This is a genomic window from Pantoea agglomerans NBRC 102470 (genome assembly GCF_001598475.1).
Classification (GTDB): domain Bacteria; phylum Pseudomonadota; class Gammaproteobacteria; order Enterobacterales; family Enterobacteriaceae; genus Pantoea; species Pantoea agglomerans.
Map to the genome: position 1 here is coordinate 152754 of NZ_BCZA01000003.1, position 15747 is coordinate 168500.

Genomic DNA, 15747 nt, shown 5'->3' on the forward strand with positions numbered 1-15747 from the left:
ACCGTATCCCCTGCGCGTCAGACTTCTTAGTAGCGGCTGGACTCACCCGGATTCGAGTTTGTCAGCTGTTTGCAGTAAGAACCTTTTCCTGTTTTGTTCCCCAATGCGGTCGCCCCTATCTCTGACAACCCGGACACCAGTAAAAAGGCCGTGATGAGAGCGTGCCCTTCTCAATTACCGTGCCGCAGCGTCGGCATTTTTTGCCCTGTCGATGAAACACCTCAAACTGAAACGCCGCTTCCTCATGATATTTCTTCATGGTTCCACGCATCCGATAGGCATGGCGCGGCACCGACAGCAGCGCTTCGCTGAAAGCAGTCAGCTGATCGTTACTGAGATCCTGCGCCCGATGATTTGGCAGCAGCTGTGCCAGCCACAGAATTTCGGCACGCAGATAGTTTCCCAGCCCGGCCAGAAAAGCCTGATCCAGCAACAGACCACTGAACTGCCGCCGCCGGAAACGGGGTGACAGCAGCCGCTCTTTAACCTCTTCCACTGTCAGCGCGCTGTTCAGCACATCCGGCCCGATACGATTAAGAAACGGATGCGCCGCCAGCGTATCCGCGTTGAGCAGCTCAATATCAGAGGCGCTGTAGAGCAGAATCGCTTTGCCCGCCGTCGCCAGCCTCACCCGCAACTGACGGGTGGAATTCAGTTCGGTGTCAGGTTTTACAATGCGCCAGACACCATAAAGCTGATTATGACTGTAGAGAGTCAGGCCATTGCTGAAATGAGTCAGCAGCGCTTTTCCCCGCGTCTCAATCGCCTGAACCTGCTCACCAATCAATGCCGGTTCATAGGTCTTGAGCTGAGGAAACGCGAACCACGCTTCCGTTAACGGCTGACCCACAATGGCGTCTTCAAGTTTATCCGCCACGCGACGAATTTCCGGTCCTTCAGGCATCGTTCATCCTCTTAATGGGTGGCGCCGCCAGCCTGTCTGATATCCTCGCCGGTCTCCAGCGTGACCTTTACCGCAATTTCCAGCGCCTGAATAATGGACGCCAGCGCCATGCTCGGTGCGCCCGGATGCTGCGCCGCCTGTTCTGGCAGATAAGGAATATGGATAAAACCTCCCCGCACCGGACTGTCATGCTGCTCAAGCCAGTGCAGCAGGCCGTACATTACGCGGTTACAGGTAAAGGTGCCCGCCGTTTGCGACACTGAAGCGGGGATCCCCGCTTCCCGCACCGCCGCCACAATCGCTTTGATGGGCAGACGGGAAAAATAGGCTGCCGGGCCACCAGCTACGACGGGCTCATCCACCGGCTGATGACCGGCGTTGTCCGGGATACGGGCGTCATCGACATTAATACCAATACGTTCAACGGTAATGTCGCTTCGCCCGCCCGCCTGCCCCACCGACAGAATCGCATCCGGTTTCACCTCTTCCAGCGCCTGATTCAGCACCCTGAGTACGTCGCTGAATACCACCGGCAACTGGCGGATCACTATCGTCGCCCCGCTAATCTGTTTACCTTCCAGCGCGCGCACCGCTTCCCATGAAGGGTTAATCGTTTCACCGCCAAAAGGTTCAAAGGCGGTCATCAGGACAGTTTTCATGCAACCTCACAGGAACATCAGGAAATAGAGCAGGAAAATATTAACGATTAACAGTAGCACACCGGTCGGAATCTGAGCCTTGATCACCGCGTTACGATCGGGCAGTTCCAGCAGCGCTGCCGGGACGATATTGAAGTTGGCCGCCATCGGCGTCATCAGCGTACCGCAGTAGCCGGAGAACATACCAATTGCCGCCATCACTGCCGGGTTTCCGCCGTGCTGCAACACCAGAATCGGGATGCCGACGCCTGCGGTGATTATCGGAAACGCCGCAAAAGCATTACCCATGATCATGGTTAACAGCGCCATCCCGACGGCATAGACGGTGACCGCGACAAAGCGATTATCTACCGCCAGCCAGGTTTCTGTCAGATGCGAAATCGCACTGCCCACGCCTGCGCTGGTAAACAGCAGCCCCAGGGTGGCAAGGATCTGCGGCAGGATAAAGGCCCAGCCAATCGAATCCAGCAGGCGACGGGTCTCCTGCATCGACTGCACCGGTTTCTCGTGGGTCAGTTTTAACGCCACCAGCCAGCCAATCACACAGCCGACCATCATTGAAAACAGCGTCACCAGCGTAGCGTGGTTACCGGGGCCGAACACCGCATCCTGCAAACCGGGAATATGGTTAAACGCCAGCACACCGACCACGGTCACGACCGGAATCGACAGTGCAGGCAGAAACAGTTTATTGCGCAGACGCAGCGCACTGGCCTGTTTCTCTTCATCGCTGCGCTGATGATAGCGACCCAGCCTGACACCGCCAAACCCGGCAATCAGCGCCATCACCACCACAATGACACCGATGCCGATGTGCAGCATACGGGTGCCCGCCGCATCTGACCCCATCCAGGCGCTCATCAGTTGCGTCGTCCAGTCACCGACCAGAAAAACCAGGCCATACAAGGCCCAGAACAGTCCGGTGGTAAAGCGACGTGGATTCGCGCTGTCACGCCAGGAAAGCACCGCCACCACCAGCAGGATAATGCCCGCCAGCCACATCAGATATTGTTGCTGGAACATTACTCACCTCCTTTGGCTTTCAGCGCCTGACGGTTCAGCTGCTGCAGCTCTCGCGCCAGTTGCCGATCCAGCCGCACCAGACGTGCCGAGTGGATCAGGAACGCGGCGACGGCAGTCGGAATGCCCCATAAGGCGATGTGCAGCGGTTCGGTCTGAATCCCGGCGGACTCCTGCATAAAGTTATGCATAAAGATAATCGCGCCAAACGCCACGAAGATATCCTCACCAAAGAAGAGACCGACATTATCCGTCGCCGCTGACATCGCGCGCAGCCGATGGCGCAGCTCAGGTGAGATCTCGCCATAGCGGCTTTCAGTTGCTCCTTCCGCCATCGGTGCCAGCAACGGACGCACCATCTGCGGATGTCCTCCGAGACTGGTTAACCCCAGCGCGGCGGTGATTTCGCGCACAAACAGGTAGACGATCAGCAGCCGTCCGGCGGTTGCCGTTTTGATCTGTGCAATCCACGCCTGCGCCCGCTCTTTCAGTCCGTGACGCTCCAGCAGGCCAATGACCGCCAGCGGCAGCAGCAGGATCAGTGGCAGGTTGCGGGTGTTGAGAAAACCTGCCCCGAGCTTTTCCAGAATGTCCGCCAGCGGCATCATCGCGGCCAGACCGGTCACAAACCCGGCGACAATCACCACCAGCACCGGATTGAATCGTAACAGGAAGCCGACGACGATGGCGGCGATGCCCAGTAATGGCCAGAGATTTACTGCACTATCCATGGGTTTCCCTCAGAGTTGAAAAACCCGGCATACGCCGGGCTAAGTGTGGTTGTTCAGTTGCTGGTGACACGAATCTGCTGATCGGCAAACGCATCACGCAACCGCTGTGCAAATTGCAGGGCGTGCGCGCCGTCGCCATGTAAGCAGACGGTCTGTGCATTCACCGCAACCCATTCTCCGGTGATACTTTTTACTTTGCCCTGCTGCACCATCGTCAGCGTCTGACTGATAGCCTGCTGTTCATCTTCAATCAGCGCGCCCGGCTCGCTGCGCGGCACCAGCGCACCGCTACTGAGATAGCCACGGTCGGCGAACACCTCTTCCCGCGTGCGTAAGCCGTAGTGCGCCGCCGCACGAATCGATTCGCTGTTAGCCAGTCCCACCACAATCAGCTGGCTGTCGACCGCCCTGATGGCACGGGCAATGGCATCCGCCAGCACCGGATCGGCCGCTGCCTGGTTGTAAAGCATGCCGTGCGGTTTAACATGAAGCAGCCGCGCACCTTCGCTTTCCGCCAGACTTTTCAGCGCACCAATCTGGTAGATCATCTGGGCGTAGACCATTTCCGGCGGCAACTGCATGGCGCTGCGGCCAAAGTTCTCCCGATCGGGAAAAGCGGGATGTGCACCAATCGCGACGCCGGATGCCTGTGCCCAGCGCACCGACTGCAGCATGGTCTGCGCATCACCTGCGTGAAAGCCACAGGCGATGTTGGCGGAACTCACCAGTTGCAGCAGCGCCTGATCGCTGGCGCAGCCTTCGCCCAGGTCGGCGTTTAAATCAATTTTCATTGAGTCCCCACTTCATCTGGTCAAGTGCGCGTTGCTGATGCTGACGTGCCAGCATCGCTTCCGGCAGGGTGCAGTGAATAAAGTGAATCGGCTCACCCAGCCGGATTTGCGCCAGGTGATAGAGATCGGCTTCGATAACCGAGGCGATGCGCGGATAGCCGCCGGTGGTCTGGGCATCCGCCATCAGCACGATAGGCTGTCCGTTCGGCGGCACCTGAATCACACCCGGCATCACGCCGTGTGACAGCAGCTCGCGCGGGCTCTCGCGCTCAAGCTTGCGTCCCTCAAGCCGGTATCCCATCCGGTTACTTTGCGGGCTGAGTTTCCATGCGGTACGCCAGAATGCCTGCTGCGCTTCGCGGCTGAACTCGTGATACTCCGGGCCAGGTAGTGCGCGGATGCGGTTGCCCCACAGCAGTTGCCGCACCCCGACTTTACGGTCAAACGTGCGGGTCGGTTTATCCAGCGGGAGCTGATCGCCATCCTGCAAGGTTCGCCCCTGGAATCCGCCAAATTTTGCTTTTAGATCGGTGCTGGCAGAGCCGAGCATCGCGGGGATATCAAAACCGCCCTGCACTGCCAGATAGCTGCGCATACCGCGCTGCGGCATCGCCAGTGACAGGAGCTGCCCCCGTTTCACCGGCGTGCGCCAGCCCGTCCAGACCGGCTGGCCGTCAAGCTCCGCATGGCAGCCTGCGCCGGTCAGCGCAAACCAGCCATCGCGGGTAAACTCTGCTTTGAACTGGCCGAGCACCATCTCCAGCACCGCGCTGTCGGGGTCATTGCCCACCAGCACGTTGGCGGTGAACATCGCGGGATGATCCAGCACACCACCTGGGCTGATGCCATATTGACGCCAGCCGTAACGGCCCGCATCCTGAATAGTCGCGGCCAGGCCGGCTCGCAGAATGTTTAACATACGCCCTCCTGTTGCGGCACAAAGCGAACCCTGTCACCGGGACGGAGCAGCGTGGGCGGTTGCTGCAGGGGATCAAACAGCGCGGTGCGCGTCTGGCCAATCAACTGCCAGCCGCCGGGCGAAGCCAGCGGATAGACGCCGGTCTGGCTGCCGCCGATGCCCACCGAGCCGGCGGGCACTGCAACCCTGGGCTCAGCACGCCGCGGGATGTGCAGGCGCGGATCCAGTCCGCCCAGATAGGGAAAACCGGGCTGAAAGCCGATAAAAAAGACCACATAGTCACTGCTGCTGTGCAACTCAACCACCTGACGGGGCGTCAGCGCGGCGTGTTCCGCCACGACCGTCAGATCGGGGCCAGACTCGCCGCCATAGATCACCGGGATCTCCACCTGACGCGACTCCGGCAACTGCGCTTCACTCTCTTCCCACCAGCGCTGAAGCCGCTCTATCGCGTCCAGCGCGCTCTGCTGAGGATCACGCAGGATCAGGGTGATGTTGTTCATGCCGGGGATCACCTCCAGCACGCTGGCATAGTCGTGCAGGCGCTGATTCAGTCCCCAGATTCGTTGCTGGCTCTCCAGTGAGACCGGCGGTTCCAGCTCCAGCACGACAGCGCGTTCACCCAATAAATAACACCGTGCTCGTTGCAACAGCTACCTCCCGCTCAGTTGAGATCGCGCCTGGCCGACCTGACCGGATGCCCGGTGCAGCCCATTGCTTATCTACGTAAAGCAAACAGTTATGCGAAAGTGACAGGGATGTGTCAACAGATTTAGGTCCTGCGCAGGCGCGCAGGACAAGGGAGAGTGTCAGGCAGGATTAGGGATATCGATGAAGGTCACATCAAGATCGTGGTGTTGCGCCAGCCAGTCGCCCAGCGCTTTTACGCCGCCGCGCTCGGTGGCGTGATGGCCTGCGGCAAAGAAATGCAGCCCCTGCTCACGCGCGCTGTGAATAGTCTGTTCAGAAACTTCACCGGTGATAAAGGCATCGACGCCCGCCGCCGCGGCCTGGTCGATAAAGCCCTGCCCGCCCCCGCTGCACCAGGCAATACGACGGATCAGCGCTGGCGCGTTGTCACCACAATGCAGGGGTTCACGTCCCAGCCTCTCACCGATTCGGCGGGCCAGCTGTTCGCCGGACAGGGGCTCAGCCAGCTCACCCCAGAACACCAGCGGCATCACTTCGCCGCGCACTTCGATATCCAGCAGTTTCGCCAGCTGGGCGTTGTTGCCTAATTCAGGATGCGCGTCGAGCGGCAGATGCCAGCCATAGAGATTGATATCGTTGGCCAGCAGGGTCCGCAGACGACGGCGCTTCATACCTTTAATCGCGGCCGGTTCACTTTTCCAGAAATAGCCATGATGGACAATAATCGCATCGGCCTGACGCGCCACCGCCTCATCCAGCAGCGCCTGACAGGCAGTGACGCCGGTGATAATCGTTTTGATCTCGCTGCGTCCCTCAACCTGCAAACCGTTGGGGGCGTAATCGCTGAAGCTGTGGCTGTCGAGTTGCTGATTGATCAGCGTCTCTAATTCGTAATGGTTCATTCAGGCTCCTTCGAGGCCTCAGGCTGCGCTCTTGGCGCGCTCAAAGGCGTCTAATGTCTTTTTACGTGCCACCTTATGATCCACGATTGGTGCCGGATAATCGAGTTTCTTATGATGCTTCTCCGCCCAGACATGGGGCTGGTGAATATCGCTGTCAGGGACCCCGGCCAGTTCAGGCAGATAGTGACGGATAAAATCCCCCTTCTCATCGAAGCGCTCGCCCTGCGTGGTCGGGTTAAAGATGCGGAAATAGGGCGCCGCGTCCGTGCCGGTCGAGGCCGCCCACTGCCAGCCGCCGTTGTTCGCGGCCAGGTCACCATCAATCAGCTGCTGCATGAAATAGCGTTCACCTTCACGCCAGTCGATCAGCAGATCTTTGACCAGGAAACTGGCGGTGATCATCCGTAAGCGGTTATGCATCCAGCCCAGCGCCTTCATCTGACGCATTGCGGCATCGACAATCGGATAGCCGGTTTTACCCGCTTTCCACGCGTCGAAATGTGCGTCGTTACGCTGCCATTCAACGTTTCGCGTCCAGTCGATAAACGGCTTGTGTCGGCACAGCGCCGGCCAGGCAACCAGCAGATGACGGTAGAATTCACGCCAGATCAGCTCGTTCAGCCAGGTGAACGCGCGGCTGTTGTCCAGCGCATCGGGATGTTCATGCAGCACGCGATGCAGGCACTGACGTGGCGACAGTACGCCGGTCGCCAGATAAACCGACAGACGGCTGGTGGCGTCCAGCGCCGGAAGGTCGCGCTTAGCGGGATAGTCGATAACCGGTTGCGTGGCGAAATGGCGCAACCGCTTCAGCGCCGCCGCTTCGCCTGGCGGAAACAGATCCTGATCAAAGTCTTCGGTTGGATAGTCAAAGGCGGGAATCGGGGAGGCTTTCAGCGGTGCGCCTTCGCGCGCTTTCGGCGCAGGCACGCACTCAGGCAGCCCCTGCTGCAAGCGGCGGACAAAGGCTTTGCTGAACGGGGTAAATACCTTATACATCGAGCGATCGCCGCTCTGCACACTGCCGGGCGGCAGCAACAGGCTGTCATCAAAGCCCTGGCAAATCACGCCCGCTTCGTCGAGACGCTTTTCAGCCTCCGCATCGCGCTGGCGTTCATTAACTTCATACTGGTAATTGTAGAAGAGCTGATCGACCTGCTGCTTAGCGCAGAACTGCAGCAGCGCATCAATACTGTCGCTGAAGGCGTGACACGCCTGGTAGTGCAGTTCAATGCCCCGCTCCGCCAGCGCACGCTGCACCTGCAACAGACTGGCGTGGATAAACGCCGCCTGCTTCGGTGACATGTCATGCTGCTGCCACTGTGCTGGCGTGGCAAGGTAGAGCGCAATCACTTTTGCATCGCTGTCGCGGCAGGCGGCGTGCAGCGCCAGATTGTCGTTGACGCGTAAATCGTTACGCAGCCAGACCAGATGGGTGGTCATACTCCTCCTGTATTACTGTCCGTAGCGTAAACACAAGGCTTCGGGATAGGGATCGAAATAGCGTTGCTGGGCCAGCCACGGGTGCGGGTACTCCGCCATGTAGTGTTTGAGAATGGTAATCGGCACCAGCAGCGGTTGTGTGCCCTTACGATAGCGGTCAATCAGCGTTGCCAGCTCCTGGCGCTGCGGTGAACTCAGATGCGTGCGGAAGTAGCCCTGCACATGCATCAGCACATTGGTGTGATTGCGACGTGAGGCGGGACGTGACATCAGTTCCATCATGCGATTGCGGTATTCAAAGGCAAAGGCGTCCAGCGACTCCCACTGGCTCATGGAGGCGACAAAGGGTCCCAGCTCGCGGTATTTCTCCTGCGAATGCGCCAGCATCATCAGCTTGTAACGGCTGTGGAAGGCGATCAGTCCCTGCCGGGTCAGACCGCTTTCCCACATCTGATTAAATTCATGCAGCGCGCAGACACGACCGATAAAGTTCTCACGCAGGGCGGGATCGTGCAGACGACCATCTTCTTCCAGCGGCAGCCAGGGCATCTCGCGCTGCAGGAATTCAGTAAAAATACCGGTGCCTGCTTTGCGGTTATTGTTGTTATCGGGCTCATAGACCCGCACCCGTTCCATGCCACAACTGGGTGATTTGGCGCAGAGGATATAGCCACAGAGGTGATGCAGCGATTTTACCCGCTCAGCAGACCAGTCACGCATCTGCGTCGTAACCTCTTCTCCGCCATCTTTGCTGAAGCAGAGATGCAGCTCATCATCGCCCTGCTTCACCAGACGCAATGCCGGGCGCGGCGTTGGCAGACCAATCGCCATCTCAGGGCAGATGGGCTCAAAACGGACAAATGGGGTGAGATCGTCGGTCGCAAAAGTAAGACGCTTATGCCCACCATCAAATCTGACGCGGTCGCCGAGCAGGCATGCACTGATTCCAACGGGGATTTTTTTGCTCATACTTGTACAACCTCCGAAATCTTGTAGAGGTTTAAGTGTAGCGTAAAATGGTCAGGAATAAAGGGTTAAAACGGGATTCCGGATCGCTTATTCTCAGAAAAAACGCAAAAAAAAGCCCGGTCAGATGACCAGGCCTGTTTTGCGGCAGGGGAAATCACCAGAACGCGCCACCACCCGCTTCCGCCTGCGCCAGCCAGACCGGCTTGGCGCTGGTCTTACACCAGACGCGGTGCAGATAGCTGTAGAAACGTGCCCGATCCTGTCGAAACAGCATAACAGGAAGTGCCAGTACGCCGAGAAGAACCACCAGCGTACGTCGCGCAATAATTTTATAACGTGGATAAGCCCGATACATGGTTTCTCCTCCCGGTAAGTGAAAAAGTGTGAATGTGATCTGTGTTCAACTTTACGCCAGGTTGTGTAATTTTACTACTCATCTGACCACTTATTTGCCGCTATTTTTGCTGTTTAAGAATTAACCTGTAATTAAGTTACAAAAAGGTTACCGCCTGGTTGCATTGGCGTTGAAAGGGCCGACAGATTATGGTCGCGGACGCCAGCATAAAATGTTGATAAAGTAGCGCTTCGGTCCCCACTCAAGGCAGGTATTGCGTGACCACGGTTTTGATCGTTGAAGATGAAAAAGAGATCCGGCGCTTTGTCCGGCTGGCGCTGGAAAATGAAGCCCTTAAGGTGTTTGATGCCGATACACTGCAACGCGGACTGATTGAAGCGGCGACCCGCAAGCCGGACTTAGTGATCCTGGATCTGGGTCTGCCGGATGGAGATGGCACCGATTTCATTCGTGACCTGCGACAGTGGAGCGCCATACCGGTGATTGTGCTGTCAGCGCGCAGCGATGAGCAGGATAAGATCGCCGCACTGGATGCGGGGGCAGATGACTATCTGACTAAACCCTTTGGCATTGGCGAACTGCTGGCGCGCGTCCGGGTTGCGCTGCGTCGTCATAGTGGCCAGCAGCCGGATGCCAGGGTGACGTTCGCCGACGTCAGCGTCGATTTCGCCGCACGACGGGTACAGCGCGGCAGCAGCGAGATTCACCTTACCCCGATTGAATTTCGTCTGTTGAGTATTCTGCTGAACAATGCCGGTAAGGTGCTGACGCAGCGGCAGTTGCTGAGCCAGGTCTGGGGACCCAATGCGGTGGAGCACAGCCATTACTTGCGCATCTATATGGGACATCTGCGCCAGAAACTGGAAGCCAATCCGACACAACCGGCTCATCTGCTGACGGAAACCGGGATCGGCTATCGCTTTATGCCATAAAAAAAGGCGCCAGAGGCGCCTTTCATGACTGCAAACAAACTCAAATCTGAGCAAATACTGACCGCAACGGATAAACCCCGAGGCGCAGGGAACAGGGTCAGAGGAGGAAAGCGTCCCGCGCCATGGATGGCGCGGGCCGAGCTGTCATGGATGACATCTTTTGCGTCTTTCCGATCTGATCCTGTTTCCTGTGCTGGCACGATCCAACAGCTAGCCGGGTTGGACTTTACCAGCAACCTTAATGGTACCGAGCGTATCTTTCATCTGCCCGACTAATCAGGCGTTTTTCAGCACTTCGCTGACAATCTCAACGGCTTCTTTCTCAATCTGCGCGCGGTGTTCAGCGCCCAGGAAGCTTTCACAGTAGATTTTGTAAGCGTCTTCGGTGCCTGAAGGACGAGCAGCAAACCAGCCATTCTCCGTCATCACTTTCAGACCGCCGATAGATGCACCATTACCTGGCGCGGCAGTCAGACGAGCGGTGATAGGATCACCTGCCAGCGTATCAGCGCTGACCATCTCCGGTGACAGCTTCGACAGCGCGGCTTTCTGCGCTGAGGTGGCTGATGCCTGCAGACGGTTGTAGCTTGGTGCGCCAAAGCGCGCTGCCAGTTCGTCATAGTGCTGCTGCGGATTTTTACCGGTTACGGCAGTAATTTCAGCGGCCAGCAGACACATGATGATGCCATCTTTGTCCGTAGACCACGGCGTACCGTCGAAACGCAGGAATGAAGCGCCTGCGCTCTCTTCGCCACCGAAACCGAGGCTGCCGTCATACAGACCATCAACAAACCATTTGAAACCCACCGGCACTTCCACCAGCTTGCGACCAATGTCGTTGACCACACGGTCAATCATGGCGCTGGAGACCAGGGTTTTACCCACGGCAACATCCTGACCCCACTGTGGGCGGTGCTGGAACAGATAGTTGATCGCCACCGCCAGATAGTGGTTTGGATTCATCAGACCCGCCGGGGTCACAATGCCGTGACGGTCATAATCGGGATCGTTGCCGAACGCCAGATCGAACTTGTCACGGTAAGCCAGCAGGCCTGCCATTGCGCTTTCAGACGAGCAGTCCATGCGGACCACGCCATCTTTATCCAGATGCATAAAGCGGAAGGTCTGATCGACCGCGTCATTCACCAGCGTCAGATCCAGCTTGTAGTGCTCAGCAATACGCTGCCAGTAAGCAATACCGGAACCACCCAGTGGATCCACACCCAGCTTCAGGCCCGCTTTCTGAATCGCCGGGAAGTCGATAATCTCTGCCAGACCTTCAACATAAGGCTGGATCAGATCTTTTTCGACCACATGACCGCTGGCCATCGCCTGCTCCAGCGGCAGACGTTTCACCTCTTTCAGGCCATCTTTGATCAGCTGATTGGCACGATCTTCAACCACTTTGGTGACGTTGGTATCAGCAGGTCCGCCGTTAGGTGGGTTGTACTTGATGCCGCCATCTTCCGGTGGGTTATGCGACGGCGTAATCACGATGCCGTCAGCCAGCGCGCCACCCGCTTTGTTGTGCTCAAGAATCGCATTCGAGATCGCAGGGGTCGGCGTATAGCCATTATCCTGCTGCACGATCACATCAACGCCGTTTGCCGCCAGCACTTCCAGAACAGACAGGATGGCGGGTTCAGACAGCGCATGGGTGTCTTTACCGACGTAGCAAGGCCCGGTGATACCATTCTTTTTACGCTCTTCGGCAATCGCCTGAGCGATCGCCAGAATGTGCATCTCGTTGAAGCTTTGACGCCCTGCACTGCCGCGATGGCCGGAAGTGCCAAATTTCACCGCATGTTCCGGGTTCGCCACATCGGGCTGCAGGACATAATATTGTGACGTTAATTGTGCAACGTTAATCAAATCGCTCTGCTGGGCGGGTTGCCCGGCACGTGGGTGATTGGCCATTGGCGCTGCTCCCTGACGCTTAAGTTTTAAATGGTGCCGCAAACTTTCTCGGTCAGTTCCGCAGGGAACTGCATCGAGAGCATGATGTGTTCGATCATGCTGCATTTACGACCAGTATTGGTGTTGGTGATCACCCAGTACGGCGTGCCGGGCACATGCTTCGGCTTAGTATGGGTGCCATTCTGCAACAGCGTATGCTCATCACCTGCAAAATAGACGCGGGTGCGGCCCTGCAGAGATGCAGTAGCTTCAGCAAAGGCTGCGGTATCAAGACGATAGAGCGTTGACAAGATAAGCATAAAGCGATTCACCGCCCGCTTCTGCTCCGCATATTCATCAGAAAGCAGCAGCTCGCGCACCGCGCGGACACGATCCTGCGGGCGCGAACCCACAGACGCAGGCTGGGACTCTTTCGCTGCATCTTTTGAGGCTGGCTGTGCAGGCGAAGCGGGTGCAGTCTGACCGGCCGTGAACTTCAGCATACGACGCAGAATGTCGGATGCGCTTTCACCAATGTGTTGCGTGTGGCTGGCAATATAACGGTAGAGCTCTTCGTCAACTTCGATCGTTTTCATCTTATTCCGTACGGTTCTTTCTCATGACAGAACCACCTGTTTCCTGAAAAGCTCTGAGTATAGTCAGGCAATTCAAAGGGTGTGTGGGTTCTAACATCAGGATTATAAAGTTAAAGTCAGGCGGGTTGTTAGCAATCAAACGGTTTACGGGCAAAAGTCAGAATATGTCCTAATGCCGCCGGAACCGGCGCGCCTGAAAAGGTGAAACCATGATAACCTAAGCTCAGGTCTCAAACTTAAGAACTTTGCTATGATTTTGAACGCCCGTCTGCAAACTGAACAATCCCCTGCTGATTCTCTGCCCATCCTGCTTATTCACGGTCTGTTTGGCAGTCTCGATAACCTTGGCGTGCTGGCGCGCGGGCTGAAAGATGCCGGTCCGTTGCTGCAGGTAGATGTCCGCAACCACGGACTTTCACCACGATCTGACGAGATGAACTACGCTGTAATGGCGCAGGATATGGTCGAAACACTGGATGCACATGGCATTGATCGCGTCGCGGTGATCGGACACTCGATGGGCGGTAAAATCGCCATGACCATGAGCGCGCTGGTGCCGGAACGCATTGAGCGCCTGGTGATGATCGATATCGCCCCGGTGGATTACCAGACGCGCCGTCATGACCAGATATTTGCCGGCATTCGTGCCGTCACCGATGCGGGCGTCTCATCCCGCAGCGAGGCGGCGAAGGTCATGCGAACGCTGATCGAGGAAGAAGGGGTGATCCAGTTCCTGCTGAAATCCTTCCAGGAGGGGGAGTGGCGCTTCAATGTCCCGGTGCTGTGGGATAACTACACCACGATATCTGGCTGGCAGCCGGTTCCCGCCTGGAATCACCCGGCGCTGTTTATTCGCGGCGGCGACTCCAGCTACCTGGATAACAGCTATCGCGATGCGTTGCTGCAGCAGTTCCCGGCCGCTCAGGCGCATGTGATCGGTGGCGCAGGACACTGGGTTCATGCAGAGAAACCCGATGCCGTTTTGCGCAGTGTCCGTCGCTTTTTTGCGCTTTAAAAGCAAATAGATGGCGGTAAAAGTTTAGGATTGGCGTCCGGCGTAAGCGTGAAGTATGATGGCGCGCTAAAATTTTGCCGCGGGTCAGTTTTGCTGCGGCAATGGCCAATAATTTATAATCTGCGCGGTGAGTGTCTGGCGCCCGCCCCCATTCAGTTTTACTAAGCCATGGCAAAAGAACAGACTGACCGCACGACGCTCGATCTCTTTGCTGATGAGCGCCGCCCTGGTCGACCCAAAACCAGTCCGCTTTCGCGTGATGAACAGCTGCGCATTAACAAGCGCAATCAACTGAAACGTGACAAAGGACGCGGGCTTCGTCGTGTCGAACTGAAAATGAACAGTGACGCCGTCGATGCACTCAATACGCTGGCAGAACAGCGCAATCTCAGCCGTAGCGAACTGATTGAACAGATGCTACTGGCACAGCTCAAACTGGATTAATGCGGGCAAATCGCACGCAGGAGCAAATGTCGGGGCTTTAACCGTTCACCGGTTTTCTCTCGTCTGCTATTATTCGCTGAAATGTGCTGCGGCACACATCTCATCATCAGGATTTAAGAGGTTATTTTACTCATGGCACTCGTAGGCATCTTCTTCGGCAGCGATACCGGCAATACCGAAAACATTGCAAAAATGATCCAGAAACAGCTGGGTACAGATGTTGCAGAAGTCCATGACATCGCAAAAAGCACAAAAGAAGATCTGGAAGCGTTCGATATCCTGCTGCTGGGTATTCCGACCTGGTACTACGGCGAAGCGCAGTGCGACTGGGATGACTTTTTCCCGACGCTGGAAGAGATCGATTTTAACGGCAAGCTGGTTGCGCTGTTTGGCTGTGGCGACCAGGAAGATTACGCAGAGTATTTCTGTGATGCCATGGGCACGATTCGCGACATTATCGAACCGCACGGTGCCGTGATTGTCGGACACTGGCCAACTGAAGGCTATCACTTTGAAGCCTCGAAAGGCCTGGCCGATGATACCCACTTCCTGGGCCTGGCCATTGACGAAGATCGCCAGCCTGAGCTGACCAGCCAGCGTGTGGAGCAGTGGGTTAAGCAGATTTTTGATGAACTGCAGCTGAAAGAGATCATCGAAGCCTGATCCTGCCCGACTCAATGTGAGCGCCAGCTCACATTGAGGCAATGAAAATGCCTATAGAAATAATAGCCACATTTTTTTAACTTTCTCCGTTTAATCTGTAGAATACCCGCATCGATCTTCCGCTTATTTTCTCAGGCGGCAAGACTAAGTGATGTGCTAACAGACCTCTGTCAGAATCTTCCCCGGCCCGGTGACGAATCCCCAATAGCCCATGATGATTCAGACACGCCCTCTGGTTTTCATTTCATCGCTTCAGTTCTATAATGAGACGCAAATGAGAATGAGCACAGATCGACATTCAAGGCGATAAGCCACAAAAGTGAATATTAGTAACAGGACAAAATCCGCATGACTGACAACAACACCGCATTAAAGAAGGCTGGCCTGAAAGTAACGCTGCCCAGACTGAAAATTCTGGAAGTGCTTCAGGAACCTGAGTGCCATCACGTCAGTGCGGAAGATTTGTATAAACGCCTGATCGACATTGGCGAAGAGATTGGCCTGGCGACCGTTTACCGTGTTCTGAACCAGTTTGATGATGCCGGTATTGTGACTCGTCACAACTTTGAAGGCGGCAAGTCTGTCTTCGAACTGACGCAGCAGCATCACCACGATCACCTGATCTGCCTGGATTGCGGCAAGGTTATCGAGTTCAGCGACGAATCGATTGAAACGCGTCAGCGTGAAATCGCGACCCGCCATGGCATCAAGCTGACCAACCACAGCCTCTATCTCTATGGACACTGTACGCTGGGCGATTGCCGTGAAGACGAAACGCTGCACGACCAGTAACGCTGGCGCGGCCTGAAATAAAAAAACCGGTGAATTCACCGGTTTTTTTTCGTCTGTTTTCTGCC

Annotated in this window: 18 protein-coding genes; 5 read left to right on the forward strand and 13 right to left on the reverse strand. The window is 56.5% G+C overall.

Annotated features, from left to right (window positions below; translation table 11 throughout):
- Positions 1 to 115: 115 nt before the first annotated feature.
- The 11 genes from nei to PAG01S_RS06905 all read right to left on the reverse strand — a co-directional run bounded on the left by nei (position 116) and on the right by PAG01S_RS06905 (position 9344).
- Positions 116 to 904, reverse strand: coding sequence for an endonuclease VIII (nei, locus tag PAG01S_RS06855; RefSeq protein ID WP_033766694.1), 789 nt, complete (start codon positions 902 to 904; stop codon positions 116 to 118).
- Between the two features lie 11 nt (positions 905 to 915).
- A complete protein-coding gene (gene pcp, locus PAG01S_RS06860) occupies positions 916 to 1563 on the reverse strand; it encodes a pyroglutamyl-peptidase I (protein WP_010671296.1) in 648 nt (215 codons plus the stop codon).
- A gap of 6 nt (positions 1564 to 1569) precedes the next feature.
- On the reverse strand, positions 1570 to 2586 hold the full coding sequence (locus PAG01S_RS06865) for a DUF979 domain-containing protein (RefSeq protein ID WP_031592206.1): 1017 nt from the start codon (positions 2584 to 2586) through the stop codon (positions 1570 to 1572).
- Positions 2586 to 3314 carry a DUF969 domain-containing protein gene (locus tag PAG01S_RS06870; protein ID WP_010671295.1) on the reverse strand — a complete coding sequence of 243 codons (729 nt, stop codon included), beginning with the start codon at positions 3312 to 3314 and terminating at the stop codon, positions 2586 to 2588. Before PAG01S_RS06870 ends, PAG01S_RS06865 begins: the two co-directional genes overlap by 1 nt.
- A 53-nt stretch (positions 3315 to 3367) precedes the next feature.
- Positions 3368 to 4105 carry a 5-oxoprolinase subunit PxpA gene (pxpA, locus tag PAG01S_RS06875; protein WP_062758158.1) on the reverse strand — a complete coding sequence of 246 codons (738 nt, stop codon included), beginning with the start codon at positions 4103 to 4105 and terminating at the stop codon, positions 3368 to 3370.
- Entirely contained in the window at positions 4095 to 5024 is a 930-nt protein-coding gene (pxpC, locus tag PAG01S_RS06880) for a 5-oxoprolinase subunit PxpC (RefSeq protein WP_062758160.1), read from the reverse strand. The genes pxpA and pxpC overlap by 11 nt, the downstream gene beginning before the upstream one ends.
- The gene (gene pxpB / locus PAG01S_RS06885) at positions 5018 to 5674 is read right to left on the reverse strand and encodes a 5-oxoprolinase subunit PxpB (protein WP_033771143.1); all 657 of its coding nucleotides are present in this window, start codon (positions 5672 to 5674) and stop codon (positions 5018 to 5020) included. The genes pxpC and pxpB overlap by 7 nt, the downstream gene beginning before the upstream one ends.
- Positions 5675 to 5833: 159 nt before the next feature.
- A complete protein-coding gene (locus PAG01S_RS06890) occupies positions 5834 to 6577 on the reverse strand; it encodes a type 2 GTP cyclohydrolase I (RefSeq protein ID WP_010260703.1) in 744 nt (247 codons plus the stop codon).
- A gap of 18 nt (positions 6578 to 6595) precedes the next feature.
- Positions 6596 to 8020, reverse strand: coding sequence for a deoxyribodipyrimidine photo-lyase (gene phrB, locus PAG01S_RS06895; protein ID WP_062758162.1), 1425 nt, complete (start codon positions 8018 to 8020; stop codon positions 6596 to 6598).
- A 12-nt stretch (positions 8021 to 8032) separates the two neighbouring features.
- Positions 8033 to 8989, reverse strand: coding sequence for a YbgA family protein (locus tag PAG01S_RS06900; RefSeq protein WP_062758163.1), 957 nt, complete (start codon positions 8987 to 8989; stop codon positions 8033 to 8035).
- A gap of 154 nt (positions 8990 to 9143) precedes the next feature.
- Complete coding sequence (locus tag PAG01S_RS06905; protein WP_010671290.1) at positions 9144 to 9344, reverse strand: DUF2517 family protein; 201 nt, start codon at positions 9342 to 9344, stop codon at positions 9144 to 9146.
- Between the two features lie 257 nt (positions 9345 to 9601).
- Between PAG01S_RS06905 and kdpE the strand changes: the two genes are divergently transcribed.
- Positions 9602 to 10276, forward strand: coding sequence for a two-component system response regulator KdpE (gene kdpE, locus PAG01S_RS06910; RefSeq protein WP_010260694.1), 675 nt, complete (start codon positions 9602 to 9604; stop codon positions 10274 to 10276).
- Between the two features lie 276 nt (positions 10277 to 10552).
- Here kdpE and pgm read toward each other — a convergent pair whose 3' ends face one another.
- Positions 10553 to 12193: a phosphoglucomutase (alpha-D-glucose-1,6-bisphosphate-dependent) gene (gene pgm, locus PAG01S_RS06920; protein WP_010260692.1), complete on the reverse strand. Its 1641-nt coding sequence runs from the start codon at positions 12191 to 12193 to the stop codon at positions 10553 to 10555.
- A gap of 26 nt (positions 12194 to 12219) precedes the next feature.
- Positions 12220 to 12768, reverse strand: coding sequence for a replication initiation negative regulator SeqA (seqA, locus tag PAG01S_RS06925; protein ID WP_010260690.1), 549 nt, complete (start codon positions 12766 to 12768; stop codon positions 12220 to 12222).
- A gap of 250 nt (positions 12769 to 13018) precedes the next feature.
- On the opposite strand from seqA, the gene ybfF reads away from it, so the two are divergent.
- The 4 genes from ybfF (at position 13019) to fur (ending at position 15682) form a co-directional block, all read left to right on the forward strand.
- Complete coding sequence (gene ybfF / locus PAG01S_RS06930) at positions 13019 to 13783, forward strand: esterase (protein ID WP_033766681.1); 765 nt, start codon at positions 13019 to 13021, stop codon at positions 13781 to 13783.
- A gap of 168 nt (positions 13784 to 13951) precedes the next feature.
- Positions 13952 to 14227, forward strand: a complete 276-nt coding sequence (gene ybfE, locus PAG01S_RS06935) for a LexA regulated protein (protein WP_010260688.1) — start codon at positions 13952 to 13954, stop codon at positions 14225 to 14227.
- A gap of 132 nt (positions 14228 to 14359) precedes the next feature.
- A complete protein-coding gene (fldA, locus tag PAG01S_RS06940; RefSeq protein ID WP_010671288.1) occupies positions 14360 to 14890 on the forward strand; it encodes a flavodoxin FldA in 531 nt (176 codons plus the stop codon).
- A gap of 348 nt (positions 14891 to 15238) precedes the next feature.
- Entirely contained in the window at positions 15239 to 15682 is a 444-nt protein-coding gene (gene fur / locus PAG01S_RS06945; RefSeq protein WP_009091454.1) for a ferric iron uptake transcriptional regulator, read from the forward strand.
- The last annotated feature ends 65 nt before the right edge of the window (positions 15683 to 15747 follow it).